The organism is Actinocatenispora thailandica (assembly GCF_016865425.1).
Classification (GTDB): Bacteria; Actinomycetota; Actinomycetes; order Mycobacteriales; family Micromonosporaceae; genus Actinocatenispora; species Actinocatenispora thailandica.
This window is the reverse complement of record NZ_AP023355.1, coordinates 62,753-87,675: the sequence shown is the minus strand read 5'-3', so window position 1 is coordinate 87,675 and position 24,923 is coordinate 62,753. Positions and strand designations below refer to the sequence as shown.

22 protein-coding genes and 3 pseudogenes are annotated in these 24,923 nt (G+C 73.1%); 7 read left to right on the top strand and 18 right to left on the bottom strand.

Features of this window, described 5'->3' with window-relative positions; genetic code table 11:
• Positions 1 to 482: 482 nt before the first annotated feature.
• A complete protein-coding gene (locus Athai_RS00420; RefSeq protein WP_203959612.1) occupies positions 483 to 1,874 on the bottom strand; it encodes a class II fumarate hydratase in 1,392 nt (463 codons plus the stop codon).
• Between the two features lie 127 nt (positions 1,875 to 2,001).
• Positions 2,002 to 2,466, bottom strand: a complete 465-nt coding sequence (locus Athai_RS00415; protein WP_203959611.1) for an Lrp/AsnC family transcriptional regulator — start codon at positions 2,464 to 2,466, stop codon at positions 2,002 to 2,004.
• Positions 2,467 to 2,851: 385 nt separating this feature from the next.
• On the opposite strand from Athai_RS00415, the gene Athai_RS00410 reads away from it, so the two are divergent.
• Positions 2,852 to 3,097, top strand: coding sequence for a BldC family transcriptional regulator (locus tag Athai_RS00410; RefSeq protein ID WP_203959610.1), 246 nt, complete (start codon positions 2,852 to 2,854; stop codon positions 3,095 to 3,097).
• Positions 3,098 to 3,266: 169 nt separating this feature from the next.
• On the opposite strand, the pseudogene Athai_RS00405 reads toward Athai_RS00410, so the two are convergent.
• The 4 genes and pseudogenes from Athai_RS00405 to Athai_RS00390 form a co-directional block, all read right to left on the bottom strand.
• A pseudogene (locus tag Athai_RS00405) lies at positions 3,267 to 3,893 on the bottom strand (UbiX family flavin prenyltransferase); the annotation flags it as partial.
• A gap of 193 nt (positions 3,894 to 4,086) precedes the next feature.
• Positions 4,087 to 4,275 (bottom strand): hypothetical protein, encoded by a 189-nt coding sequence (locus Athai_RS00400; RefSeq protein WP_203959608.1) that lies wholly within the window; start codon positions 4,273 to 4,275, stop codon positions 4,087 to 4,089.
• A gap of 280 nt (positions 4,276 to 4,555) precedes the next feature.
• Positions 4,556 to 5,503 (bottom strand): menaquinone biosynthesis prenyltransferase MqnP, encoded by a 948-nt coding sequence (gene mqnP, locus Athai_RS00395; protein WP_203959607.1) that lies wholly within the window; start codon positions 5,501 to 5,503, stop codon positions 4,556 to 4,558.
• A pseudogene (locus Athai_RS00390) lies at positions 5,503 to 6,971 on the bottom strand (menaquinone biosynthesis decarboxylase). Before Athai_RS00390 ends, mqnP begins: the two are co-directional and overlap by 1 nt.
• Before the next feature lie 202 nt (positions 6,972 to 7,173).
• Here Athai_RS00390 and Athai_RS00385 point away from each other — a divergent pair.
• Both Athai_RS00385 and Athai_RS00380 read left to right on the top strand, forming a co-directional pair.
• On the top strand, positions 7,174 to 7,968 hold the full coding sequence (locus Athai_RS00385) for a TMEM175 family protein (RefSeq protein ID WP_203959606.1): 795 nt from the start codon (positions 7,174 to 7,176) through the stop codon (positions 7,966 to 7,968).
• A 379-nt stretch (positions 7,969 to 8,347) separates the two neighbouring features.
• On the top strand, positions 8,348 to 9,073 hold the full coding sequence (locus Athai_RS00380; RefSeq protein WP_203959605.1) for a hypothetical protein: 726 nt from the start codon (positions 8,348 to 8,350) through the stop codon (positions 9,071 to 9,073).
• Positions 9,074 to 9,744: 671 nt separating this feature from the next.
• Here the strand turns inward: Athai_RS00380 and Athai_RS00375 are convergent.
• Complete coding sequence (locus tag Athai_RS00375) at positions 9,745 to 10,815, bottom strand: UDP-N-acetylmuramate dehydrogenase (RefSeq protein ID WP_203959604.1); 1,071 nt, start codon at positions 10,813 to 10,815, stop codon at positions 9,745 to 9,747.
• Positions 10,816 to 10,946: 131 nt separating this feature from the next.
• On the opposite strand from Athai_RS00375, the gene Athai_RS00370 reads away from it, so the two are divergent.
• From Athai_RS00370 to Athai_RS00360, 3 genes are all read left to right on the top strand, one after another.
• Complete coding sequence (locus tag Athai_RS00370; protein ID WP_203959603.1) at positions 10,947 to 11,717, top strand: maleylpyruvate isomerase N-terminal domain-containing protein; 771 nt, start codon at positions 10,947 to 10,949, stop codon at positions 11,715 to 11,717.
• Positions 11,718 to 11,908: 191 nt separating this feature from the next.
• Complete coding sequence (locus Athai_RS00365; protein ID WP_203959602.1) at positions 11,909 to 12,670, top strand: maleylpyruvate isomerase family mycothiol-dependent enzyme; 762 nt, start codon at positions 11,909 to 11,911, stop codon at positions 12,668 to 12,670.
• 105 nt (positions 12,671 to 12,775) lie between these two features.
• A complete protein-coding gene (locus Athai_RS00360) occupies positions 12,776 to 13,684 on the top strand; it encodes a MerR family transcriptional regulator (protein ID WP_203959601.1) in 909 nt (302 codons plus the stop codon).
• An 18-nt stretch (positions 13,685 to 13,702) separates the two neighbouring features.
• Here the strand turns inward: Athai_RS00360 and Athai_RS00355 are convergent, their stop codons facing one another.
• The 7 genes and pseudogenes from Athai_RS00355 to Athai_RS00325 form a co-directional block, all read right to left on the bottom strand.
• On the bottom strand, positions 13,703 to 14,215 hold the full coding sequence (locus Athai_RS00355) for an O-acetyl-ADP-ribose deacetylase (protein ID WP_203959600.1): 513 nt from the start codon (positions 14,213 to 14,215) through the stop codon (positions 13,703 to 13,705).
• A 7-nt stretch (positions 14,216 to 14,222) separates the two neighbouring features.
• Entirely contained in the window at positions 14,223 to 16,388 is a 2,166-nt protein-coding gene (locus tag Athai_RS00350) for an endonuclease/exonuclease/phosphatase family protein (RefSeq protein WP_203959599.1), read from the bottom strand.
• A 90-nt stretch (positions 16,389 to 16,478) separates the two neighbouring features.
• Positions 16,479 to 17,255 carry an EI24 domain-containing protein gene (locus Athai_RS00345; RefSeq protein WP_203959598.1) on the bottom strand — a complete coding sequence of 259 codons (777 nt, stop codon included), beginning with the start codon at positions 17,253 to 17,255 and terminating at the stop codon, positions 16,479 to 16,481.
• 5 nt (positions 17,256 to 17,260) lie between these two features.
• Positions 17,261 to 18,070 (bottom strand): alpha/beta fold hydrolase, encoded by an 810-nt coding sequence (locus Athai_RS00340; protein ID WP_239156620.1) that lies wholly within the window; start codon positions 18,068 to 18,070, stop codon positions 17,261 to 17,263.
• A complete protein-coding gene (locus tag Athai_RS00335; protein ID WP_239156619.1) occupies positions 18,067 to 18,396 on the bottom strand; it encodes a DUF2516 family protein in 330 nt (109 codons plus the stop codon). Before Athai_RS00335 ends, Athai_RS00340 begins: the two co-directional genes overlap by 4 nt.
• Positions 18,397 to 18,632: 236 nt before the next feature.
• Positions 18,633 to 19,139 carry a hypothetical protein gene (locus Athai_RS00330; protein ID WP_203959597.1) on the bottom strand — a complete coding sequence of 169 codons (507 nt, stop codon included), beginning with the start codon at positions 19,137 to 19,139 and terminating at the stop codon, positions 18,633 to 18,635.
• Between the two features lie 255 nt (positions 19,140 to 19,394).
• Positions 19,395 to 19,952, bottom strand: a pseudogene (locus Athai_RS00325) (helix-turn-helix domain-containing protein); the annotation flags it as partial.
• A 175-nt stretch (positions 19,953 to 20,127) separates the two neighbouring features.
• Here Athai_RS00325 and Athai_RS00320 point away from each other — a divergent pair.
• Positions 20,128 to 20,913 (top strand): SDR family oxidoreductase, encoded by a 786-nt coding sequence (locus Athai_RS00320; RefSeq protein WP_203959596.1) that lies wholly within the window; start codon positions 20,128 to 20,130, stop codon positions 20,911 to 20,913.
• A gap of 198 nt (positions 20,914 to 21,111) precedes the next feature.
• Here Athai_RS00320 and Athai_RS00315 read toward each other — a convergent pair whose 3' ends face one another.
• From Athai_RS00315 to Athai_RS00300, 4 genes are all read right to left on the bottom strand, one after another.
• A complete protein-coding gene (locus tag Athai_RS00315) occupies positions 21,112 to 21,945 on the bottom strand; it encodes a beta-keto acid cleavage family enzyme (protein ID WP_203959595.1) in 834 nt (277 codons plus the stop codon).
• Between the two features lie 238 nt (positions 21,946 to 22,183).
• Positions 22,184 to 23,290 carry a CAF17-like 4Fe-4S cluster assembly/insertion protein YgfZ gene (ygfZ, locus tag Athai_RS00310; RefSeq protein ID WP_203959594.1) on the bottom strand — a complete coding sequence of 369 codons (1,107 nt, stop codon included), beginning with the start codon at positions 23,288 to 23,290 and terminating at the stop codon, positions 22,184 to 22,186.
• A gap of 82 nt (positions 23,291 to 23,372) precedes the next feature.
• Positions 23,373 to 23,807: a Fur family transcriptional regulator gene (locus tag Athai_RS00305; RefSeq protein ID WP_203959593.1), complete on the bottom strand. Its 435-nt coding sequence runs from the start codon at positions 23,805 to 23,807 to the stop codon at positions 23,373 to 23,375.
• Entirely contained in the window at positions 23,797 to 24,915 is a 1,119-nt protein-coding gene (locus tag Athai_RS00300; protein ID WP_203959592.1) for a family 43 glycosylhydrolase, read from the bottom strand. The genes Athai_RS00305 and Athai_RS00300 overlap by 11 nt, the downstream gene beginning before the upstream one ends.
• Between the last annotated feature and the right edge of the window lie 8 nt (positions 24,916 to 24,923).

The window sequence follows — 24,923 nt, the reverse complement described above, 5'->3', positions numbered from 1 at the left end:
CGTCGGAAGGTCGGGGCCCGGTGCCCGGGTCCAGACGCCGCCTGGCTCGCGTCGGAAGGTCGGGGTGCTGGTGCCCGGGGCCGGGCGCCGCCTGGCTCGTGTCGGAAGCTCGTGTGGTGCTGGTGGTCGGTCTGCGCGGCCTGGGCGCCGCGGTCGGCTCGACGCGGCGGGCGGTTGGCGTGGCGGGCGGTGTCGTGGTCGGAAGGCCGGGCCGAGACCCGCTCTTGTTCGACGCCTGCCCGGCGTCGAGGGGCAGCATCACCGGAGGCTGGGTGGGGGATCGCCAAGGGGGCTTCCCCCTTGGCGGGGAAGGAGCGCGAGGAGGGGGCGAAGCCCTCTCCTCGCATCCCCCCACGCGGGTCAAAGCGACGAACAGAGGTGGCCTTCACACCCGCACCCCGGACGCACAGAACACAGCGGCGGCCCGCACACGCCAACCCCAGCGCCCCGGGCACACCTCGGCGCAAAGAGGTGCCCGACCCTCAGGGGTGAGTCATGGAGAGCACGTCGAGGATCTCGTCGAGCTGCGCCTCGGTGAGCTTGCCCGAGGAGACGTGGCCACGCTCGATGACCACCTCGCGAATGGTCTTGCGCTCCTTCAGCGCCTGCTTCGCGATGGCGGCACCCTCCTCGTACCCGAGGTGGCGGTTGAGCGGCGTCACGATCGACGGCGAGGACTCGGCGAACTCGGTGCAGCGTGCCACGTTCGCGGTGATGCCGGCGACGCAGCGGTCGGCGAGCAGCCGGGACACGTTGGCGATCAGCCGGATCGATTCGAGCACGTTGACGGCGATGACCGGCAGCATCACGTTGAGTTCGAAGTCGCCGAGGGTGCCGCCGAACGCGACGGTCGCGTCGTTGCCGATCACCTGGGCGACGACCTGCCGTACCGCCTCGGGCAGCACCGGGTTCACCTTGCCCGGCATGATCGACGAGCCGGGCTGCAGGTCCGGCAGCGCGATCTCGCCCAGGCCGGTGCGCGGGCCGGAACCCATCCAGCGCAGGTCGTTGACGATCTTGTACAGCCCGGCCGCGATGGTGCGCAGCTGGCCGGACGTCTCGACGAGTCCGTCCCGGGCGCCCTGCGCCTCGAAGTGGTCGCGTGCCTCGGTGAGCGGCAGGTTGGTGGCCGCGGCGACCTCCTCGATCACCTTGGCGGAGAACCCGGCCGGCGTGTTGATCCCGGTACCGACGGCGGTGCCGCCCAGCGGCAGTTCGGCGAGCCGGGGCAGCGACGCCTGCAGCCGCTCGACCCCGTACCGGACCTGCGCCGCGTACCCGGCGAACTCCTGGCCGAGGGTGACCGGGGTGGCGTCCATCAGGTGGGTCCGGCCGGACTTGACCACGGTGGCGAACTCGGCGGACTTGGCCGCCAGCGCGTCCGCGAGGTGCGTCAGCGCCGGGATCAGGTCGCCGGTGACGGCGGCGGTCGCGGCGACGTGGATCGAGGACGGGAACACGTCGTTGGACGACTGCGACGCGTTGACGTGGTCGTTCGGGTGTACCGGCCGGCCGAGTCGCTCGGTGGCGAGGGTGGCGAGCACCTCGTTGGTGTTCATGTTCGACGAGGTGCCGGAGCCGGTCTGGAACACGTCGATCGGGAACTGGTCGTCCCAGGCGCCGTCGACGACCTCGACGGCGGCGGACCGGATCGCCTCGGCGACGTCCGCGTCGATCACCCCGAGTTCGGCATTGACCTTGGCGGCGGCCGCCTTGATCTGGGCCAGCGCGGCGATGTGCGCGTGTTCCAGGGTGCGGCCGGAGATCGGGAAGTTCTCCACCGCGCGCTGGGTCTGCGCCCGCCACTTCGCCGCGGCGGGTACCCGCACCTCGCCCATCGTGTCGTGCTCGATCCGGAACTCGTCCCCGCTCATCGGCCTTCCTCCTGCGTCGGAAGCCCGGTGAGGCTCCACGACACTCGACACCCGTGATTCGCTCGCTGCCGCTCGCTCATGTGGTACTCCGCTCGGTGCACTGATGTGATCGTCGACGTCTTCGACGTCATTGCTCGCCGTCCGGGTCGGTCAGGGGCTGGGGCCGGTTCTCCCACTTGGTGGACAACGCGATGGTCGAGTGGGTACGGGCCACCCCGGGCACCCGGTTGAGCCGGCCGATCAGCACTTCGAGCTGCGCGATCGTGCCGACCCGTACCTTGCACAGGAACGATTCCTGACCGGCCAGGTAGTAGCAGGACTCCACCTCGGGCAGCTTGGTCAGCTCGGCGGCGATGTCGTCGGCCTCGCTGCTGTCGGTCTGCACGATGCCGACCAGCGCGGTCACGCCGAGGCCGATGGTCTCGGGTTCGACCAGGGTCCGGTAGCCGAGGATCACGCCGGTGGATTCGAGTTTGGAAACCCGGTCGTGCACGGCGGGCGGGGAGAGACCTATCTGCCGACCGAGCTCCGCATACGACAGGCGGGCGTTGCTGCGCAGCAGGTCGAGGATCTGCCGGTCGGTCGAGTCCACCGCGACAGTTTAGGGCGTACCTAGTGGATCTTGATCGAGCGAGGCGGGCCGGCGGCCCGCGATCCACCGGGTCCGCCGTTCGTTTCCGTTCGACCGGCGCCGGGCGGCCGGAAGGGGCGCTCCGAAACTTGCCGGGAAAGAGGTAGCCGCTCGCCGCCGGTGACTGCGCTCAGTACACGCGAGCGGGCTCGATTGGCAGCGTTCGTCGGATCGGTGCGGTAACCCGATAGCGGATACCGACTGTTAAAAATCCCAACATCCACCCTTGTGCACAGCTCCGAGTGACAATATTCCTACAGGCGGTTGAAGAAGTGTGCGTCGCCACAACACCCCATCGGGTGGCGTTCCGACCATTTCCGGGACGGCGGGGGACGTCGATGCTGTAATGGATTCAGGGGAGTATGTACAAAGGGGGGTCGTGGAGAGTTCCGATCGGCTGCTCACACCGGGTGAGGTGGCCTCGTTGTTCCGAGTAGACCCGAAGACCGTGACCCGATGGGCCGCAGCCGGGCGGATCGGCAGCATCCGCACGCCGGGCGGGCACCGCAGGTTCCGGGAGTCGGAGGTTCGCGCGCTGCTCAGCGGCGACGAAGCAGGGTTCCCTGAGGAGAGCCAGGCAACGTCGCACTGACGCGGCACAACCGAGAGACAGCGATCCGGCGGCGCCGGGCAGACGCGGCACCGGAGTTCTACTCCGGGTCTGACCGACTCGCCGGATCGTTGCTGTCCACATCCGCCTCGACCCGCTCCGGCGCGATCTCGCCCAGCCCGGCCGCACCGATCCGATCCTTGGCCTCCAGCCGGGCCGCGCCCAACCGCCCTGACCAGCGCAGGTAGAGCGTGTGCGGGATCGCCAGCGCGTCCAGCACCCGGCCGGCCACGAAGTCGACCAGCTGCTGCACGTCGCGCGCACCCGCGTAGAACGCCGGGCTCGCCGGCAGCACCGTGGCGCCCGCGTCGTGCAACGCCAGCAGGTGCACCAGGTGGCTGCGCGGTACCGGCGTCTCCCGTGGCACCACCACGACCGGCCGGTGCTCCTTCAGGTTGACGTCCGCGGCCCGTTGCAGCAGGTCCTTCGACAGGCCGAGGGCGATGCCGGCGCAGGCCGCCGTGCTGGCCGGCACCACCACCATGCCGCGCGCCGGGTACGAACCGGAACTCGGTCCGGCGGCGAGGTCCGCCGCCGGCCAGTACCGCAGGTCGGCGTTTGTGAGGTCACGGCCGAGGAAGCCGGCCAGGTCGTCGCGCCAGCGCCCGTCCCGGAACGACTGGCCGGTCTCGTCCAGCATGGTCAGCCGGGCCGCCCGGGAGACGATCAGGTCCACCGGCTCACCGGCGTCGAGCAGCGCCGCGACCACCGCCCGCGTGTACGGGGTGCCGGACGCCCCGGACATCCCGACGATCCACGGTCGACGCTGCTTCGCCATGCCCCACTCTGCCGCACCGGCCGACGCCCCGGGCCGGCGGCGGGTACGGAGGTGCCCGCGGCGACCCCAGCGGGGCGCCGGGTCAGCCCGGGTCGACCGGCGATGTTCCGCGAGTGCGTCACCGTCGGTGAGGTGTACGGACACCGCGGGCCGGTGCGCGACGGTGCGCACCGGCCCACGGGGCCCGAGCCGCTCAGGGCTCGATGCTGAGGTACTCGTCGGTGTCGGTCCAGCTGTCCACCGGGCCGTCGCCGGTGACACGATCCATGATCACCCGGTCACCGGCTGCGTCGCCGGTGCGTTCTTCGGTGTCGTCGCTGGGCCGACGTGGTGCCGGGGGCTTCGTTGCCGCATCCAGCTCTCGCCATTTCGATCTGGTCACGCGCTACCTCCTCCCCCATCGCCGAGCGGCGGGGTCGGTCCGACACTCGGACAGAACCGGGGGCAGACATCCAGGATCGCGGAAGGTGAATGTACCGTCCACCCTCCGTACAGCCAGAGCCGGTTGCCGTGAATGTCACCTGGGCCACATCCGCCCGTTTCTGCTACCCACGCCGCCGGGTCCTACTCCAACCGACGCCGGAGTCGGACCGGTTGTGCCGGGATTTCCGCCCGGTGCGGATCGGGTTACCGGCTGGTTGCGGGCCGGGACGATCGCCCGGTCAGGCGCCCAGACCCTGCAGAAACACCAGGTCGGCGAGGGCGAAGACGAACAGCACGATGCTGACGACGCCGTTCGCGGTGAAGAACGCGCGGGTCATCCGGGACAGGTCGGACGGCCGGACGATGGCGTGCTCGTACCCGAGGATCACGGCGGTGATGCCGAGGCCCACCCACCAGATCGGGCCGTACCCGGCGCCCAGCCCGAATGCCACGAACAGCCCGAGCGTGACCAGGTGCACCACCGCGGAGGCGCGCAGCGCGTTGGCGACGCCGAACCGCACCGGCACGCTGCGCACCCCGATCCTGGCGTCCACCTCGACGTCCTGGCAGGCGTACATGCAGTCGAAGCCGCCGATCCAGGCGCCGACGGCGAGGCCGAGCAGCAGCGCGGTCCAGGACCAGTGGCCCGTCACGCCCAACCAGGCACCGATCGGGCCGATCGCCTGCGCCAGACCCAGGAACACCTGCGGGAAGTCGGTGAACCGCTTCGCGTACGAGTAGATGATCAGGAAGAACAGCGCGATCGGCGACAGCGCGAGGCAGAGCCAGTTCAGCAGGCCGGCGCTGACGAAGAAGACCACCAGCGAGATGCCGAGCCCCAGGTACGCCTTGCGCAGCGACAGCGCGCCGGTGACCAGTTCGCGGTGCGCGGTGCGCGGGTTCTGCGCGTCGATGTGCCGGTCGATGATGCGGTTCGCCGCCATCGCCACGGTACGGCCGGCGACCATCGCCACGGTGATCTCGATCAGCGTGAGCCACTGCACGTGGCCACCGTGCAGGCGCATCGCGGACAGCGCGGCGACGTACGCGAACGGCAGCGCGAAGATCGAGTGCTCGATCATCACCAGCCGCAGGAACGCGCGGGCGCCGTGCCCGGGGCGGACCACCGAGTCGCTGACCGCGTCCGCGGTGCCCTCGGTGGTGCCCGGCGCGCCGTCGGCGGACATCAGCGGCCCGTCCCGAGACCGTACTCCGACCAGCGTTTGTCCACAGTGGACACGATTTCCGGTGACATGGTCATCATCTCCGGCCAGTCGCGGGTGTACCCCTCGGTGGGCAGCTTGCGGGTCGCGTCGACCCCCAGCTTGCCGCCGAAGAACTGGTGGTACGACGAGTGGTCCAGGTGATCGACCGGGCCCTCGCTGACCACGATGTCGTGCAGGTAGTCCACGTTGCCGAAGGCCCGGAACGACACCTCGCGCAGGTCGTGCACGTCGCAGTCGGCGTCCACCACGATCACCAGCTTGGTCAGGGACAGCAGGTGCGCACCCCAGACCGCGTGCATCACCTTCTGCGCCTGCTTCGGGAACCGCTTGTCGATCGACACGACCAGGCAGTTGTGGAACACCCCCGGCTCGGGCATGTTCATGTCGACGATGTCCGGGATCAGGATCTTGATCAGCGGCAGGAAGATCCGCTCCGTCGCCTTGCCCAGGCCGTGGTCCTCCTGCGGCGGCTTCGAGGTCACGATCGACTGGTACACCGGGTCTTTCGCGGTCGTCATGCACTCGACGTGCAGCACCGGGAACGGCTCGACCGGTGTGTAGAAGCCGGTGTGGTCGCCGAACGGACCCTCCGGCGCCCGCTCCCCCGGCTCGATCCAGCCCTCCAGCACCACCTGCGCGTTCGCCGGTACCTGCAGCGGCACGGTCTTGCAGTCGACCATCTCGACCCGCTCGCCGCGCAGGAACCCGGCGAACAGGTACTCGTCGATGTCGGCCGGCAGCGGCGCGGACGCCGCGTACGACACGGCCGGGTCGCAGCCGAACGCGACCGCGACCGGCAGCCGCTGACCGAGCCGTTCCGCGACCGCATGGTGCGCGGTCGAGTCCTTGTGGATCTGCCAGTGCATGCCGAGCGTGTTGCGCGAGTGCTGTTGCAGCCGGTACAGGCCGAGGTTGCGCTTGCCGGTCTCCGGGTGCCTGGTGTGGGTGAGCCCGAAGTTGTGGTAGATCCCGCCGTCGCCGGGCCACACCTGCAGGCCGGGCAGCCGGTTCAGGTCGACCTCGTCGCCGGTGTACACCACCTGCTGGCACGACGCGCTCTTCACGTGCTTCGGCGGCACCGACTTGAGCTGGCCGAGCTTGCCCAGCGCGCCCCAGATGCCGCCCAGGCCGGTCGGCAGCTCCAGCCTGACCAGCTCGGCGATCCGGTCGCCGATCTCGTCGACGTCGCGTACCCCAGCGCCAGCGAGGTGCGCCGGCGGGTGCCGAACAGGTTCATCAGGACCGGCATGTCGCCCCGGGTCGGCCGCTCGAACAGCAGCGCCGGCCCGCCGGCCCGGACCACCCGCTGGGTGATCTCGCTGATCTCCAGGGTGGGATCGACCGGTACCGACACCCGCTTCAGCTCGCCGGCCTTCTCCAGGCGGCGCAGGAAGTCGGGCAGATCCGAGTACGGGTAGCCGTGTGCCATCCGCTCAGTCTGTCAACCGCGCCGCGGCCCGCCGCCACGACCTGACCAGATCGTGACCGGCGACCCGCGTGGTGACGCACCGTTCGGAACCCGGTACCGGTTTCGCCGGTCTGGCACACTCACGGCGTCGCCGGAGGTCACGGCGCCATGGCGGCGACGCCCGCCGAGCCGACCTCCCCAACCCGAGCTGTCGAGGCCATTCATGCTTGACGAAGCACAGTCCCGCTCCGGGTCTCCCGGCGCACCCGAGACCGCGGATCCGGCCGGGCCGGCCGCGGACTCCGCCACCGGCGTCGCGGACGCCGCCACCCGGGCCGAGGCGGAGGAGATCCGGCTGACCCGGGTGGAGGTGGAGTTCGCCGCGGCCGAGCGGCTCACCTTCTTCTCCGACGCGGTGGTGGCGATCGCGATCACCCTGCTCGCCCTGGAGCTCCCGGTCCCGCACCGGGGGACCAGCGCCGAGGTGCTGAGCTGGATGCTCGACCGCAAGATGGACTACATCGCGTTCTTCATCAGCTTCGCGGTGATCGGCGCGCACTGGATGAGCCACCACGCGGTGTTCCGCTGGATCCGCCGGCTGGGCGGCCGGGTACTGCGCTTCAACATGATCTGGCTGATGATCATCGTGCTGCTGCCGTACCTGACGAAGCTGCTCACCGAGAGCGACGACGACGGCGCGTTCATCGTCCGGTTCGGGCTGTACGCGCTGGCCCAGGCGGTCTCCGGGGTGCTGTTCCTGCTGATGGTGCGCGACATGTGGGCGTACGGCCTGTTCCGTCCGGGCGCCCCGGCGAAGTCGATCGACGGCGCGCAGATGCGTTCGCTGGTGATGGCCGGCATGTTCGCGATCTCCATCCCGGTCGCGCTGCTCGGATCGTGGTCGTACCTGGTGTGGATCGCCATGCCGGTGCCGCTGCGGGTGCTGGGCGGCCGGCTGCGGGGCTGGCTCGGGGCGCACCGGCCGTCGTCACCGACACCGGAGACCAACGTTATGTAGTCACGTGAATCCTCGGCGTTGCCGGTCCGGTACCGGCGTCCCCCCGCGCCCGCCCGCCCGCTGGTCGGCATCGCTGCTGCTGGTCGTGCTCGGCACCGCGGTACCGTTGCCGGCCGTGGCCGCCCCGGCACCCGGGTCGACGGCCAGCTCCGCCGGACCGCGTCCGACCCCCGCCGCCGGCGCCGGCCTCCCCGCGTGCCCGCCGCCCGGGCCGACCGCGCCGGACCGGGCGCCGACCGGCCCACCCGGCAACGGCGCCTGCCGGGCGGCCCCCACCCGCGTCGTCCCCGCCCGCACGGCCCCTGCCGGCCGGCCGACCACGCCGGAGGGCACGCCGGCGGCGGCCGCCGGTACGACACCCGACGGGGCCGGTACGGCGGTGCCGGGCAGCGATGCGGCGAAGGTCGGCCCGGCGGCCGGCGCCGGGATGACCGACCAGCCCGGCACCGGCATCGCCGCCGGCCGGCCGGCCGAGGACGCCGACGGGTACCGCCATCTCGGCGCGTACAGCGAGAACGACTACGCCGCGGTCGGCGCCACCCTGCAGGTCCGCGACACCGGTGTCCGGCGGCGCAGCAACGACTTCGTCGCCGCCCGGGTGATGGCGCGCGCCGACGTCGCCGGCCGGACCCGCTGGATCGAAGCGGGCTGGACCGAGGACGGCTGGCTCGACGACAACGGCCAGCACGTCTACACCTACGACAGCACCGGCGGCGACTGGACCTACTACGACCAGTACCCGGTGCACGACGGCGACCGGGTCTCCGTCGTCGTCCAGTCCGGACCCGCCGCGAACGGCGGCACCACCTGGCGTGCCTACCTGTGGTGGGACGACCGCTGGAACCTGCTCGCCGCACCCACCCTGCCGTTCGGCCCGCGCGCCCAACTGGAGCAGTACGTCGAGGTGTACGTCGATCCGCGGCGCGGCGGTCGCTACCCGGTACCGGCCGTCACCGTGTCCGCGAGCGTGGTGGCCGCCGATCCGGGCGGCGACGCCGTACCGTGGCGCGATCCCGGAGTACCGACCGACACGTCGCCCGACTATCCCGGGTACTGCGTCTCCTGGCAGCGGCGGTACGACTCCTGGGCCGCTGGGACCTGCTGAAGCACCCGGGGTGCCGAGGTAGCGGCAAGCTCCGCGCCTTGTCGTTTGGGGAGGTGAATGCCGCCTCGGTGTTCTGTGCGTCCGGGGTGCGGGGGTGAAGGCCACCTCTGTTCGCGCTTTGACCCCGCGTGGGGGATGCGAGGAGAGGGCTTCGCCCCCTCCTCGCGCTCCTTCCCCGCCAGGGGGGAAAGCCCCCTTGGCGATCCCCCACCCAGCCCCGGTGATGCTGCTCCTCGACGCCGAGCAGCCGTCGAACAAGAGCGGGTCCCGGCCCGGCCTTGCCCTCACGACACCGCCCGCCACGCCCAACCGCCCGCCGCGTCGAGCCGCCCGGGGCGCCCAGGCCGCGCAGACCGACCACCGGCGCCACACGAGCTTCCGACGCGGGTCAGGCGGCGTCCGGCCCCGGTCACCGGCACCCCGAGCTTCCGAGGCGGGTCAGGCGGAGTCCGGCCCCGGGCACCGGGCCCCGACCTTCCGAGGCGGGTCAGGCGGGGTCCGGGGCTCGTCTCTGTTTGTCCGGCCGGGGGATCGCTAAGGGGGCGACTGCCCCTTGGCGGGGAGGGGTGTGGGGAGGGGGCGAAGTCCCCCTCCCCACGTCCCCCACGCGGGGTCAAAGCGCGAACAGAGGTGGCCTTCACACCCCAACCCGGAACGCACCCAGGCACGCGTCAGAGGGCGGCGTTGACGAGGACCGGCTCGGGGTGCAGCGAGACGCCGAAGGTCTTGTGCACACCGGCGACGATCTCCCGAGCCAGGTCGAGCAGTTCCGCGGTGGTGCCGTGGTCGGCGTTGGTGAGCGCCAGCGTGTGCTTGGTGGAGATCCGCACCGGGCCGGGGCCGTACCCCTTGGTGAAACCGGCGCGCTCGATCAGCCAGGCGGCGGGCACCTTGACCCGGTCGCCCGTCTCGGGCCAGGACGGTACCGGCACGTCGGTGCCGAGCAGGTCCGCGCACCGGGCCGACAGCGCGGCGAACTCGTCCGCGGACAGGATCGGGTTGGTGAAGAACGAACCGGCGCTGCGGGTGTCCGGGTCCGCCGGGTCGAGCACCATCCCCTTGGTACGGCGCAGTTCCAGCACCGCCTCCCGGACCAGCGGCAGCGGTACCCGGTCGCCGACCTCGACGCCGAGGGCGCGGGCGAGTTGCTCGTACCGGATCGGCTCGGACTCGCCGCCCTCGCGCAGCACGAAACTCACCGACAGCACCACCCACCGGTCGTTGCCCTTGAACAGGCTGGACCGGTAGCCGAACGCGCAGTCGTCGGCCCGCATCGCGGCGGTCCGCTGCTCGACCCGGTCGTACACGGTGACCTCGACGATGGTGTGCGAGACCTCCTGGCCGTACGCCCCGACGTTCTGGATGGGCGTTGCGCCGGCCGCGCCGGGAATGCCGGACAGGCACTCGATTCCGGACCAGCCCTGCGCGACGGTGGCCTCGACCACCGCATCCCAGTCCATCCCGGCCGGCACGGTCACCGCGACCCGGCCGTCGCCGCCGCGGCCGAACCCCAGTCCGTCGCCGCCGGTGCGCAGCAGCACCGCGGTACCGGGGAACCCTTCGTCCGCGATGACCACGTTCGACCCGCCGCCGAGCAGCAGCAGGGGCTCGCCGGTGGCGTCCGCGGCGCGTACCGTCGCGACGATCTCGTCGGAATTGGTGACCTCGACCACACGTCGGGCCGGGCCGCCGAGGCCGAGCGTCGTGTAGCCACCCAGAAACTCTTGACTGACGTCTTGCACCCGGTCAGCCTAAGCTCGAAGTGTCGAACCATCCGCGCGGATGGGGGTGTGGACGATGAGCGCGCGTCAGCGAGCGGTCCATCGGTGCGGCGCGTGGGTCTCGTCGGGCTTCCGGCACGGGAGGCAGGCCGATGAGTAGGATTCCGGTCCGGCCGGGCAAGGACTTCTGGATGGCCGCGCTGCGCCACGACGGCGTGCTGCTCGGCGAGTCGGCGGTGGCCGACGCCCTGGAACTCCCGGTGCCCGGCCCCTCCGACCGGACGGTCGGCGACCTGCTCGGCACGCTCGGCGCCGAGTACCGCTGGGTGCGCGGGCACGTGACCCGCGGCGAGACGATTCGCCCCGAACTGCCGCTGCCCGAGCCGCCGCACGGGCTGGCGCTGCTCGACTGGTGGCTCGACGCGTACCGCGAGCTGCTCACCACCTTCGACGAACTCGATCCCGACCTGCCCGCGTGGAACTGGGCGCCGCAGCCGAAGCAGGCCAGGTTCTGGATGCGTCGGCTCGCCCACCTGACCGCGCTGGACCGCTGGGACGTGCAGCTCGCGACCGGTTCACCGGCACCGCTGGAGGCGAAGTCCGCTGCCGACGGGGTGACCGAACTGTTCGACACGATCCTGCCCGCGCGGCCCCTGCGCCGGCACGACCCGACCGGTACCGTGCGGCTGCTCGCCACCGACACCGGCGCCGAGTGGCTGGTCCGGCTGCGGGCGGAGGGCATGGCGCTGCTGGACAACAGCGGTCACACCACCCCGGCGGTGCGTGCCGTGGCCGCCGGCAGCAGCAGCGACCTGCTGCTCGCGCTGACCGGCCGGATCTCGTTCGACCTTCTCGGTACCGCCGGGGTGGCGGGACTGCTCGACCAGCTGCGGCCGGAGCAGCGCCCGACCGTGCAGCCCTGAGCGGTCGCCGGACCACCCGCGCGGTGCGCCCGGCCGGTCCCGTCGTGCCGGGCTGATCCGACACGGGTGCCCCGAGCGTGACGATCCGGGCCGCTTCTGCTATCCCTAGAGGGCCCTGGCGCAGCGATCCGTCGGGGCTGTCGCCGCGGCCCGCTCCGGGCCGGCGCGAAACGCACCGAACGGGGGACGCCATGACCTTGACCTCGGCCAGGCCGGACAAGGTGTTCTGGCTGTCGGCCATCCAGCGAGAGGCGGCCGCGCTGCGAGCCGTCACCGCGGTCGACGACGCGCTCGCCAGCCCGGTGCCGAGCTGCCCGGAGTGGACGGTGGCCGACCTGTTCCGGCACACCGGCGCCGGCCTGCGCTGGGTCGCCGGGCACGTCGGCCGGGGCGAGACCGGTTCCCCCGGGGCCCCGACGACGGACGGGGCACCGGCCGGTGCCGACCTGCTGCCGTGGTGGGACGGCGCGCTCGCCGACGCGGTGGCGGCGCTGGACCGTACCGAGCCGGACCTGCCGGCGTGGAACTGGGCGCCGCAGGACAAGGTGGCCCGGTTCTGGCACCGGCGGGTCGCGCACGAACTCGCCGTGCACCGTTGGGACGGCCAGGTGGCGGTCGGGCTGCCGGAACCGATCGAGACGGCGCTGGCACTCGACGGCGTCGACGAGGTGCTCGACACCTGGCTGCCGGCCGACGGCGGGCTGGCCAAGACCGGCGACGGGGTCGTCCAGCTGATCGCCGACGACTCCGAGGACAGCTGGATCGTGCGGGTCCGCGGCGGCGCGATCTCGCTGCTGGACACCGCCACCCTGCTGCCCGAGGAACACGCGCTGCAGACACAGGTCAGCGGTTCGGCCAGCGACCTGGAACTCGCACTGTACGGCCGGGTCCCGTTCGACATCCTCACCGTCACCGGTGACGAGGCGCTGCTGGACTGCCTGCGCGTCGGCTGACCGGTGCCGGGCCCCACGGCAGGGGTCAGCGTAGCCCGCGGCCCGTCCCCGCTCGCCGGTCCGCGGGCTTGCTCCTCCAGCAGGGGGAGCGGGCACAGTGACGGCATGACCAGCACGCACCTCTCGATCGGCGACCTGGCCCGGCTGGCCGGGCTGTCGGTCAAGACCGTCCGGTTCTACTCCGATCTCGGGTTGGTGCCGCCGACCGAACGGAGCCCGGCCGGGCAGCGCCGGTACGACGCCGCCGCGGTGACCCGGCTCCAGCTGGTCCGCACCCTGCGCGCGCTCGGGCTCGACCTCGCCACCGTCGACCGGGTGCTGCGCGGCCAGACCTCCCTCGCCGAGGTCGCCGCGGTACGGGTCGCGGCCCTCACCGAGCAGCTGCGCACGCTGCGCCGGCAGCGGGCGGTACTCGGCGCGGTGGCCGAACACGGCATCGACCCGAAGGAGACGAACCTGATGAGCATGCTGTCCGACGACGACCGCGCCGCCCTGATCGACGGCTTCCTGGACGCCGTCTTCGCCGGGCTCGGCCTGGCCGGCGTGGCGCGGTCGCTGACCCCGGAACTCCCCGACGACCCGGACGCGGCGCAGGCCGCGGCCTGGCTGGAGCTGACCGAGCTGCTCGCCGACGACGGGTTCCGCGCGGTGTTGCGCCGGACCGCCGAGCAGTTCGCCGCCGATCGCGACGCGGCCGTCGGCGACCGGACGCCCCGGCCGGACGCGGTCGCGCTGGCCATCGAGCAGGCCCGGCCCGCGCTCACCGCCGGTGTCACGCCGGACTCACCGGCCGCCGCTACCGTTGCCGCCACGCTGACCGAGCGGTACGCGGCGATGCTGGGGCGGGCCGCGGGCGCCGACGTCCGGACCCGGCTGGCGGAGCGGCTGGCGACCGCCGCGGACCCGCGACGGCAGCGCTACCTGGAGCTGCTGTCGGTGGTCAACGGCTGGCCGGCGGAGGAGTCGCAGGACGGGCCGATCGCGTGGTCCCGGGCGGCGCTCGCCGCATCGTGACCGGCGGCCGGGGGCCGGTCAGGGCTGGCGGAGAAGTCGTTCGGCCAGGGCGCGTTTGGCTTCGTCGAACAGGACGAGGGCGGCGCGTTCGACGGCGGTCTCGCTGTCTCGCAACGTGTCCAGCGCCTGCCGGATCGCGTCCTCGGCCGGCCAGCCGTACACGCCGGCCGAGATCAGCGGGAACGCGACGGTGGCGGCACCGAGTTCGTCGGCCACCCGCAGCGAGTTGCGGTAGCAGTCGCGCAGCAGCGACGACCGGTCAGTGCCAACCGCGTACACGGGGCCGACGGTGTGGATGACCCAGCGCGCCGGCAGCCGGCCGGCGGTGGTGGCGACCGCCTGCCCGGCGGGCAGCCCGCTGCCGTAGTGCGCGTCGCGCAGCGCGCGGCACTCGGCGAGGATCTCCGGACCGCCCCGGCGGTGGATCGCACCGTCCACCCCACCACCGCCGAGCAGTGACGAGTTCGCGGCGTTGACGATCGCATCGACCCGCTGTTCGGTGATGTCGCCCCGGATCGCGTCGATCTGCATCACCGCATCATCCCAGCCGTACCGTGGTGGCCAGCGGGAAGTGGTCGGACGCGGTGCTGGGCACGATGCGGAAGTCGTTGAAGGCCACGTCGTCGGAGCCGAAGATCCAGTCCGGACGGTACTTCGGGGTGTCGGTCGGCGAGGTCAGCTCGCCGGCGTGCCCGGTCGAGTCCTGCGCGCTGACCAACCCGGCCCGATCGAACTTCGCGATCTCCGGCCAGCCCGGCATCGAGTTGAAGTCGCCGGCGATGACCACCGGTGCGTGCTGCCCGCAGTGCCCGAGCAGCGCGTCGATCTCGGCGTCGCGGGTGGCGTGGTGTTCGGTGATGTTCTGCAGGTGCGCGGTGCACACGGTCAGGCCGGGGCCGCCGGGCAGCTGCACCGTCGCCTGCGCGTACGAGCGGCGCTGCGGGCCCTGGCCGTACGGCAGCCGGCCGGTGTGCACCTGCGACATCGGCAGACTGGACATGATCACGTTGCCGAACTGGCCGTCCGCCGCCGGCGACCACACGTACGGCATGGCCAGGCTGCGGGACAGCCACTCGGCGAGGTCGGTCCCGCCGCCGATCGGCCAGCCCCGGTTCACCTCCTGGAGCACGATCACGTCCGGATGTTGGCTGCGCAGCGTGGCGGCGATGGCGGCCGGGTCGACCGCGGCATCGTCGTTCACGCCGTAGTGCAGGTTCCAGGTGACCAGCCGGAGCGAGTTCGCGGTGGCGCTCGGGTGTGCCGGCGCCGGGGTGGTCAGCAGCAGCACGATCGGCACGATCAGCAGCACCGCCGGTACCCCCGCCAGCGGGGCGAGCAGCCCGCCCCGGCGGTCCGGCCCGGCCGGTTCGGTGTCCACTGTGGACCGATAGCCGACCGCTGCCGGCAGCGCGACCAGGACCGCGCCCGCCAGTGGCAGGAACCGGTTGTCGAACGGCAGCGGCAGGTCGTAGCTCGCCTGGTAGAGCAGGACCACGAGGACGAAGCCGAGGCCGGCACCGAGACCGGCCGCCGCGAACCCGATCGCCGGTGTCCGTCGCCGCACCGGTGACGGCGCCGGTGCCGGGGCCGGCCGGGCCCGGGGACGCATCCCGCCGCCAGGCACTCCGACCCGCGTCCCGCCGGGACGCCCGACCCGGTCCGCCACGACCCGCCTACCGCCCGCACCGGCGGCCGGCGCCGACCGTGCCCCACCCGTACCGGCTGCCTCCGTCGCCGGGCCCCGATCGGGTTCCGCCGGCCAGCTGTCGCCGTCGATCGGCTGGTACGCCGCGGGCAGCCGCGCCAGCAGCAGGGCGGCGGCGACCTGGCCGACCAGTACCGCGATCAGGGCGGGCACGCCGGGCAGGTAGAGCGCCGCGGCAACCGCGGCGAGCAGGACCAGGCCGACCACCCACAGGTACCGGCCCGGCAGCCGCCGGTCCCGGCCGATCGCCTCGATCGCCAGCAGCGCGCCGAACAGCAGCAGGACGGTCGCCCACGGCGCGCCGAGGCCACCCTGCGAGGCGACGAACGCCGGGCTGCCGAGGATCAGCACATAGAGCGCGAGGTAGGGGCCGAGCACGGCGAACGAGCGCACCTCGCCGGGCACCGGAGCGAACGCGCGGGCGGTGCGTGCCAGCAGCGCCACCAGGACCAGACAGGCCAGCGCGGTGTAGAGCCAGGGCAGCAGGCCGGGTTGCCACACCGGATCCCAGCTGCGAAACGCGGAGCGCACCGCGACGTCGAGGACACCGCCGAGCACGATGCCGAGCGCGAATCCGCGCCGGCCGGCCCGCGCCGTCTGCGCGGCCACCAGTACCAGCGCGCCGAGGCCGACGACGGTGGTGGCCAGCGCGGTACCGAAGCCGGGTGTCGGCACCGCCTGCTCCAGCAGCCGCAACGCCACGAGCAGCAGTACCGCCGCGGAGGTGGCGCGGCGCGCCCCGAGCCAGCCGACGAGCGGGCCGGCGAGGAGCGGAACCAGGTAGACCAGCAGCGCGACCAGCGCCGCGACGGCGACCCCGCCGACACCGGCGACGTGATCCAGCGGCGGTCCGCTGGCGCGCAGCCCCTCCACCGCGAACACGGTCACCACCGCCAGCAGCGCGACCAGCGGCGCCCGGCCGGCCGCACCCGTACCGCTGGCGGACTCGGCCGGGGCGGTGGCCTCGGGTCCCCGTGACGTCGATGCCGGCACATCCATGGCGGGCACACTAGCGCCTCCACCGAACCGGCCGTGCCCTGCGTCACCGACCGGGTACCGGCACCGACGGACCGTGCTGGCCGGCCCCGGTCAGCCGGGTACCGGGGCGGCGCCGCGAACGGTGATCGGGTCGCCCAGGGTGTGCCGGGCGAGCAGGGTGGCCCCGGCGACCGCGGCGGGGGTACCGATCAGGGCCCCGAACGGCACCAGGAACAGGACGAACACCGCCACCCCGAACCCGAGCGCCCGGGGCCGGTACCGGCGCAGCACCCGGCGGCGCTGCGCCAGCCGCAACCCGCGCCGCTCGTACGCCACGCCGGTCAGCTCCAACGCCAGGTACCAGCCGCCGATCAGGGCGCCGAGCACCGGCACCACGGTCTGCCCGACCGCCGGCAGGAACCCGGCGGCGAACAGCACGACGCCGGTCACCGCGGAGGCGACCAGCATCCGCAGCGCGTCCCGCGCCGACCGGCCGAGCGAGCGCCACCACGCCACCTCGACCTCGTCCGGCAACCCGCCGCACTGCCGCTCGGTGTGCCGCGAGATCGCCTCGTAGCAGGGGTCGCCGATGGTCAGCGCCAGCGTGGTGAACAGCAGCGCCGCCACCACCAGGCCGGCACCGGCAAGCGCGATCCCGGCGGCCACGTGCGCAGTGGTGCGCCACCCGGGCGACCAGCCGTCCGCGAACGGGGTCAGCAGGTCGGCCTCGTCACCGAGGAACACCAGCAGGAACGTGTACCCGGTGGCCAGCACCGCGAACGCCAGCAGTGCCGGCAGCGCGCCCAGCAGCAGCAGTCGCGGCGAGCGGAACAGCAGCACGATGCCCCGGCCGAGCAGGCCGGCCCCGGCCAGGAACTCGCGCAGCATCCGGATCACCCGTTCAGGAAGGCGCTGATCCGGCCGCGCAGGTCGGCCCGGTGGTGCCACAGCACCCCGGGCTCCGGGTACCGGTGCAGGGTGGCGTGCGGCAGCGCCGCGGCGAGCCGGTCGCCCACCTCCGCCGGATGCGCCGGGTCGCCGACGCAGGACAGTACGAGGGACGGCGCCGGCACCGCGGTCAACGCGTCCAGTCCGCCGGCCGACCCGGGTAGCGCCACCGCGTCGGCGAGCCCGGCGAGGCTGGCCCCCAGCCCCGGCCCGAGCAGCGCGCCGACCCGCTGCCGGACGAACGTCCGGGCGCTCACGCCGTCCCGCAGTTCGACCGGCACGTCCCCCTGGATCAGCTCGGTGGCGAGCTTCTCGTCGCCGGTGGCCGCCGCGGTCGCCAGGCCGACGATGCGTTCCCGGGCGGCGCCGTCGCGCGGCGTGTCCAGCACTGCCGGGAGGAAGAACACCAAACGTTCGAACCGGTCCGGTCGGTCGGCGAGCAGCCGGCACAGTGCGCCGGCGCCGAGGCTCACCCCGAGCGCCCGGGTGGCGCCGACCTCGTCGGCCACCGCGAGCAGGTCCGCGGCCAGGTCCCGGTAGGTCCACCGGCCCGGCGGCGCCGTCGACCCGCCGTGCCCGCGCTGGTGGTAGAAGACCTTCGTCCCGTCGACGGCGCTGCCCAGCGGGCGGGTGTCCGGGATGCCGCCGGCCAGCCCGTGCGCGAACAGCGTCACCGGCCGGCCGGATCCGACCGCCAGGTAGTCCAGGTCCGCGCCGTGCGCGGTGTGCAGGGTGCCGGCGACCCGGCCGGTCACCAGAGGCCGCCGCTGCGCAGGTCCTTCAGGCCGGGCTTGACGTCCAGCAGGTAGACGGACGCGGCGATCAGGCCGATCAGCCCGATCAGCCCGATCGGGCTGGATCCGAGCAGCAGCGTCAACAGGGTGGACCCACCTATCAGCAGCAGCCAGACCGGCTTGCTCAGCGTCCCGACCGCGCGGAACGCGTCGGACCGCTGGATGGCGCAGTGCACCAGCGCGACCAGCTCCAGCACCAGGGTGAACACGGTCAACAGCAGCTCGATGTAGTACTGCACCACCATCGCGAAGTTGCCGAGCATCGGCACCGGGAACTGGACCATCATGCGACGAGCGTAGCGCCGGGACGCGCGGCGCACCGCCTCGAACTGCCTCGGCATGGCGTGCGCCGGGCCGGCCGGCGGGTCGGGGGCGCCGGCGCCGCCCCGGGTGCCGCCGGGCAGGTCGACCGCGGGGCCGGGTACGGCGACGGGCGCGGCGGCCGGCGATGCTGCCGGTTGCCACGCCCGTACCGGGTGTGTCGGGATCTGCCGCACCGGGGCGCCACTCGCGCACCCGGTGCCTACTTGTCGACGCTCTTCCGGACCGCCGGACGGGTCGCCTTCTTCGCCATCTTCTTCGGCGCGGCCGTCGGCTCCGGTGCCGGAGCGGGACGCTCGGCGATCTCGCCGGGCTCGTCGACGGCGACGTCGGTGTCCAGCAGGGTGCTGCCCCGAGACACCAGGTCCTGGTATGCCTCGGCCGCGCGGACCTGTGCGGTCACCAGCCGGCGGCCCGCCTCGTCCGCCAGCTCGCCGGCCCGGCGACGGGCGTCGGCGCGCAGCTGGGTGCGGTCGGTCGCGGCGATGTCCTGCACCCGGTGCCGCCAGTTCGCGAGGCCGGCGCCGATCCTGCCGCCGAGGTCGGCCAGGTCGCCCTGCGCCTTCTCGCGGCCACCGGCGAACTCCTCGCGGGCCCACGACTGCAGGTCGGACACCCGGTCGGGCAGCTCGCGCAGCTTCTCCGCGGCGAGGTCACCGAACCCGGCCGCCGCGTACAGCGGGCCGGGGTACTTCTGCTTGTCCGTCATTTCTCCACCCCTCGACTGTGGTCACTGGTCACTCGGTCGGCCGCGCCCCCGCTTGCCGACCGCCGATCGAACTGCCTGGGCCGCCGCGGTGTCCGCGGCCCGCTGCGCGGCCCTGCCGGCCGAGCGCTGCGCCGCCTTGGCCGCCGGGCTGCCGGCGGCACGAGCGGCACCGTCCGCGGCCCGTTGCGCGGCCTTGCTCGCCGCCCGCCGGGCCGCGCTGGCCGCGGTGCGCGCCATCGGCACCGCGGTCGACCGCGCCGCACCGGGCGGATCGCCCGCCGGCCCGGCGTCGGAACTCCCTGCCGGATCGGCCGTTCCCACCGGATCGGTCGATCCCGCCGGGTCCGGCACTCCGGGCGGCTGCGGCGCCGCCTCGGCGGCCGGGGCCGGTGTCGTACCAGCCCCGGCCGCCGCACCCACCCCCGGGTCGTGCGGCTCCGATCCCCCTACCGACGTGGCGTCGGCGTCGGCGTGCGCGGACCGCAGGTTCTCCCGGCGGAACGCTTCGTAGATCTCGGCCAGGGACTGCTTCTGCCGGGTGGTGAGCACCTCGTCGGCGGCGATCGCCGTCAGCACGCCCTGGCCCTCGCCGTGTTCGAGCAGGCCGGCGCGCAGGTACATGGCCGGGGTCGAGACGCGCAGCGCGTTCGCGATCTGCTGCAGCACCTCGGCACTCGGCTTGCGCAGGCCTCGCTCGATCTGACTCAGGTACGGATTGCTGACGCCGGTCTGCTTCGCGAGCTGCCGCAGCGAGATCTGCGCGCTGCGCCGCTGCTCGCGAATGAAGTCTCCGACGTCGCGCAGTCCGGCCATGCAGACGACGGTAGCGCGCGGTGCTAACTCTTGCAAGCACATCGCTTGCAGCGGCACCACTCCGGCACCTTCGTACCATTCTCACCAGCCAAAACATCCAGCGCTGTGACTCGCGTCCTGCTAGCACGGCGGTATTCCGTTGCCACTGGCAGCGGCCACCCGGGACACTGCGCGCATGGTCGAGTCCACTCGCCGGGTCGCCCTCGTCACCGGTGTCAGCCGTACCAACGGGATCGCCGCGGCGGTCGCCCACCGCCTCGCCGCCGACGGGTACGACCTGTTCCTGTCCGGGCTGCCCGGCTACGACGCCACCGAGTACGGCACCGAGGACCGCACCACCGAGGTGATCACGGCCCTGCGGGACGCCGGCGCGGCCGTCGGGTACCGGCCCGGCGACTTCGCCGACCCGGCGGAACCGGCGGCGCTGGTGGACGCCGCGATCGCCCGGTACGGGCGGATCGACGCACTCGCCGCGGTGCACGCCTACTCGACCCACACCCCGCTCGCCGAGATCACCGCCGAGGAGATCGACCGGCACCTGAGCGTCAACACGCGCGGCTCGCTGCTGCTGGTCAAGCACTTCGCCGCGGCGTACCGGCAGCAGGTGGAGCTGGGCGGGCCCGGCGGCCGGGTGGTGCTGTTCAGCAGCGGCCAGCGGCTCGGCCCGATGCCGGACGAGCTGGCCTACATCGCCAGCAAGGGCGCGATCGAGGCGCTCACCCTGTCGCTGTCCGCATCGGTCGCCGGGCAGGGCATCACCGTCAACGCGATCAACCCCGGACCGTGCGACACCGGGTACGCCAGCGGCGAGGTGTACGAGCGGGTCGCCGCCGCGTTCCCGACCGGGCGGTGGGGCACCCCGGCCGACGTGGCGCCGGTGGTCGGCTGGCTCTGCTCGGCCGAAGCCGGCTGGATCACCGGCCAGGTCATCGACGTCGAAGGCGGCTTCCGCCGCGGCTGACACCGCCGGCCGCGGCACGTGCTCCGACCGTCCGCCGGCCGCGGCACGTGCTCCGAAAGTCGGCCGGCCGCGGCGCTTGCTCCGACCGTCCGGCCGCGGCACCTTGCCCCGGCCGTCGGCACCGGCTGCGGCACCTTGCCCCGGCCGTCGGCACCGGCCCCTTGCTCCCGCGGCGGTCGGCGCCGGTACCGGAGGTGCTCAGTCCCGGATGTGCAGCAAGGCGCGGGCCTCGGCGACCGGCATCGGCGGGCGCTGGGCGAGCCGGGCCAGCCCGGCGGCCCGCGCCACCAGCTGCATGTTGCTCTCCACCGGCTGCCGCCGCGCGTACGTCAGGGTGTCCTCCATGCCGACCCGCAGGTGACCGCCGGCGGCGAGCGAGGTGAGCAGCACCGGCAGGGTGGTCCGGCCGATGCCGGTCGCGGCGAACGTGGTGTCGGCCGGCAGCAGCGTGCGCACCTCGTTCGCGGCGGCGACCAGGGTCTGCGCGCTGCCGGACATGCCGCCCGGTACGCCCATCACGAAGTCGACGTGCACGTGCCCGCCGAACGGCAGGCCGTGCTTGTCCAGCAGCCGCGCCAGCGAGGCCAGGTGCCCGAGGTCGAAGATCTCGTACTCCGGGACGATCTTCGCGTCGCGCAGCCGGGTGTGCAGCTCGACGATGAACTCCCACCGGTTGGCGAACACGTCGTCGCCGAAGTTGACCGTACCCATGGTGCAGGAGGCCATGTCCGGCTCGGCTTCCAGCACCCGCAGCCGGTCGGACTCCGGGTCGGTCACCGCGCCGCCCGAGGACAGCTGCACGATCAGGTTCGTCTCGGCGCGCAGCGCCGCCACGGTGTCCTTCAGCCGGCCCAGGTCCAGCGTCGGCTCGGCATCCGCGCCACGGATGTGCACGTGCACCACGCTCGCGCCGAGCGCCTCGCACTCCTTCGCCGTGGAGACCAGCTCCGCCAGGGTCACCGGCAGCGCCGGCACCTCGGACTTCTTCGACTCGGCGCCCGTCGGCGCCACCGTGATCAACGTCCCCGCCATGACAGTCGATCCTGCCAGACCTGTCAGGGTCGCTGCACCTCGTGTCAGGGTCGCTGCACCGGCCCGATTCGTCCGCTGGCGGCGTCGTCGTCGGCTTGTGGGCACTCGCACACGGCGCCTTCTCCGCCTTGCCAGCGAACGAATCGGGCTCGGCTCGCTTCCGTGACCTCGCATCACCACCGACGAGACGCGAGAGCGAAACGACATGGGTGGCGGAACGGCGCAGCGACCCTGAGGACTACAGGTCGGGATCGATGGCGGCGTTGGCGTCGCCGACCTGCAGGGTGGCGTCGGCGGGGACGTTCTGCTTGACCAGGGCGAGGGTGACCGGGCCGAGCTCGTAGTGCCGGGCCGCGCTGCCGACGACACCGACCTGCCGGCCGTCCCGCAGCACCGGGGTACCGGGTTCCGGCAGCTGCTCGCCGATCCCGTCCAGGTGCAGCAGCACGGTGCGGCGTGGCGGCCGGCCCAGGTTGTGCACCCGCGCCACCGTCTCCTGGCCGCGGTAGCAGCCCTTGTCCAGGTGCACCGCCGAGGCGAGCAGGCCGCCCTCGGCCGGGATGGTGCGGTGGTCGGTGTCCAGCCCGAAGCGGGGCCGGCGGGCGGCGACCCGCAGCGCCTCGTACGCCCAGCTGCCGGCGACCGGGACGGCCAGCCGGTCGGGCAGCTCGGCCAGCGCCGGGCGGGGCAGCACCAGGTCGATCACCGCGGCGTCGCCGAAGTCCGGCATCCGCCGGGCGAACCCGCCGCCGGGCAGCCCGACCACCGGGTAGGCCGAGGTCGGCGCCGGCGGCACCGCGCCGGTGGCGAACTGGGCGGGCGGTACCGCGGCGACCCGGGCCGGCCCCAGCTCGGGCACCCCGAGCCGGGCCAGCGCCGCCGGTGCGTCCGGGCCGACCAGGCTGACCACCGCGTACCCGGCGGAGACGTCGGTCGGCTCGACCCGCAGCAGGAACCGCATCGAGGTGAGGAACTCCAGCAGCGCCGCGGCCCGGCCGGGTTCGGTGTCCAGCCACACGGCCTGGTCGAACTCGGCGAGCACCGCGTGGTGTTCGATGTGGCCGTGCGGCGACAGCAGCAGCAACTCGCTGCCGGTCGACTCGGCGACCCGCTCCAGGTGCTGGCTGCCCAGGGTGTGCAGCCAGCTGAGCCGGTCGGCGCCGGGCACCTGGAGGATGCCGCGGTTGCTCCGGTCGACCAGCCCGACCGTCTCGGCCAGGGTCCGCTGCTCGCGCATCGGGTCGCCGTACTGCGCGGCGACGCCGTCGTCCGGCCCGCTCGGGTCGGCGGCCACCGCGCCGGACAGCCGCAGCAGTGGCGAGGCGGTGTCGGTCGGTGCGTTCATCGGGCTGCCTGCCTTCCAGATGTCGGGTGCGCCGGTCGTACGCCAGCGGCGCCCGGGGGCGCCGGCACGGGGTGCCGGCAGGTCACGAGGTCTGCTCGGCGCAGTCGGCGCAGGTGCCGAACAGCGCCATGTGGCCGATGTCGAGCCGGAACCCGCGCTCGGACCGCAACTGCTCGGCGAGCGGGCCCATCAGCGACAGCGGCGCCTCGTCGATCGCACCGCACCGGTGGCAGACCAGGTGCAGGTGGGACCGCTCCCCCGGCACGTGGTAGGTCGGTGCGCCGTGCGACAGGTGGGTGTGCGTGACGAGCCCGAGCCCTTCGAGCAGCTCCAGGGTGCGGTAGATGGTGGTGATGTTCACGCCGGCGGCCGTCGCGCAGACCGCCTGGTGCACCTGCTCGGGGGTGGCGTGGCCGAGCCGCTGCACGGCCTCCAGCACGAGCTGCCGCTGGGCGGTGAGCCGGAGGCCCCGGGCACGCAGCACGTCGGCGAGCGATGGTGCGGTGTCAGCGGCCATGTGATCGATGATAGGCACGCGGCCCGGCGGTACGGTCAGGCCGGATCGAGGATCGAGTACACCTCCGGCGTTCCGTTCGACCAGGTGACGGTGCCCACGTACATCTTGAAGCTGGACGAGGCGTACGGATAGCGGCCGGAAAAGAAGATTCGCCAGGAGTTGTCCGGCAAGCCGGGGCGACCTGCGCGTCGCCGGTCGCGCAGGTGTTCGTGTTCGCCGGGAACGACAGCCGATGGCTCGTCGCCGGCCAGCTCCAGATGTGCGTCGACTGACGCCACTCGGTGTGGTAGTTGCACGTCGTGTAGCCGCCGACCGAGGTGAACAACGTGAACGTGGCGCCCCGCTGGACCAGGACGGGGTTCTCCTCGATCGGGTTGTCGGTGCGCTTGGTCAGCTGGTGGCTGTCGCCGAGTACCTCGGTGGCGTAGCTGGCGATGTTGACCCGTACCATCCGGATCGTCGAGTAGTAGTGCTTCTGACCGTTCGAGTCGACGTACGCGACGTGCTGGGTCTTGTACAAGAGGTAGAGCCGCCGCTGCCCGTCGATGGTGACGTAGCTGGCGGTCGGGTCGATGGTGGAGTCGGCCGCGACGGTCCCGGGCTCGGGATCGGCCGCGCCGTAACCGGCGATGCAGGAGATCGGCTTGTCCCGGGGCACGAAGGGCCCGGTCGGGCTCGACGACACGCCGGTACCGATGCAGCGCTTCGATGCCTGTCCGGCGAGCACCGCCGCGTAGAACACGACGTACCTGGTGCCGCTGCTGCCGTCGACGCGCACCTCGGACGGGGCCCAGACGCTGTGGTCGCCGCTCGACGCCCAGCCGGGTCGCCGGGTCAGCAACGCGTTCCCGACCCGGCTCCACGGCCCGGCTGCCTCGGTCGCGGTCGAGATGGTGTTGGTCGTACTCCAGGATCCGGTCGCCAGCACGACCCACTTGCCGCCGGCGTGCAGCACACCCGGGTCGCCGATCTTGTACGACGCCACCGGCGTGCGGTAGTCGGCCGCGGCGGCGGGAGCGGCGGTCAGCGTCGATGGCGCCACGACGGCGACCGCGGTGACCGCCACGGTCGCCGTACGGCGCAGGATCGATCGGACAGTGAAACTCATTGCCACCT

What these genes read in the sequence shown, in the direction of transcription:
- Athai_RS00420 (WP_203959612.1), bottom strand. Translation starts at nt 1,874, where the DNA reads ATGAGCGGGGACGAGTTCCGGATCGAGCACGACACGATGGGCGAGGTG.
- Athai_RS00410 (WP_203959610.1), top strand. Translation starts at nt 2,852, where the DNA reads ATGGATTCAGGGGAGTATGTACAAAGGGGGGTCGTGGAGAGTTCCGAT.
- mqnP (WP_203959607.1), bottom strand. Translation starts at nt 5,503, where the DNA reads ATGTCCGCCGACGGCGCGCCGGGCACCACCGAGGGCACCGCGGACGCG.
- Athai_RS00385 (WP_203959606.1), top strand. Translation starts at nt 7,174, where the DNA reads ATGCTTGACGAAGCACAGTCCCGCTCCGGGTCTCCCGGCGCACCCGAG.
- Athai_RS00370 (WP_203959603.1), top strand. Translation starts at nt 10,947, where the DNA reads ATGAGTAGGATTCCGGTCCGGCCGGGCAAGGACTTCTGGATGGCCGCG.
- Athai_RS00365 (WP_203959602.1), top strand. Translation starts at nt 11,909, where the DNA reads ATGACCTTGACCTCGGCCAGGCCGGACAAGGTGTTCTGGCTGTCGGCC.
- Athai_RS00360 (WP_203959601.1), top strand. Translation starts at nt 12,776, where the DNA reads ATGACCAGCACGCACCTCTCGATCGGCGACCTGGCCCGGCTGGCCGGG.
- Athai_RS00355 (WP_203959600.1), bottom strand. Translation starts at nt 14,215, where the DNA reads ATGCAGATCGACGCGATCCGGGGCGACATCACCGAACAGCGGGTCGAT.
- Athai_RS00350 (WP_203959599.1), bottom strand. Translation starts at nt 16,388, where the DNA reads ATGGATGTGCCGGCATCGACGTCACGGGGACCCGAGGCCACCGCCCCG.
- Athai_RS00345 (WP_203959598.1), bottom strand. Translation starts at nt 17,255, where the DNA reads ATGCTGCGCGAGTTCCTGGCCGGGGCCGGCCTGCTCGGCCGGGGCATC.
- Athai_RS00335 (WP_239156619.1), bottom strand. Translation starts at nt 18,396, where the DNA reads ATGATGGTCCAGTTCCCGGTGCCGATGCTCGGCAACTTCGCGATGGTG.
- Athai_RS00330 (WP_203959597.1), bottom strand. Translation starts at nt 19,139, where the DNA reads ATGACGGACAAGCAGAAGTACCCCGGCCCGCTGTACGCGGCGGCCGGG.
- Athai_RS00320 (WP_203959596.1), top strand. Translation starts at nt 20,128, where the DNA reads ATGGTCGAGTCCACTCGCCGGGTCGCCCTCGTCACCGGTGTCAGCCGT.
- Athai_RS00315 (WP_203959595.1), bottom strand. Translation starts at nt 21,945, where the DNA reads ATGGCGGGGACGTTGATCACGGTGGCGCCGACGGGCGCCGAGTCGAAG.
- ygfZ (WP_203959594.1), bottom strand. Translation starts at nt 23,290, where the DNA reads ATGAACGCACCGACCGACACCGCCTCGCCACTGCTGCGGCTGTCCGGC.
- Athai_RS00305 (WP_203959593.1), bottom strand. Translation starts at nt 23,807, where the DNA reads ATGGCCGCTGACACCGCACCATCGCTCGCCGACGTGCTGCGTGCCCGG.
- Athai_RS00300 (WP_203959592.1), bottom strand. Translation starts at nt 24,915, where the DNA reads ATGAGTTTCACTGTCCGATCGATCCTGCGCCGTACGGCGACCGTGGCG.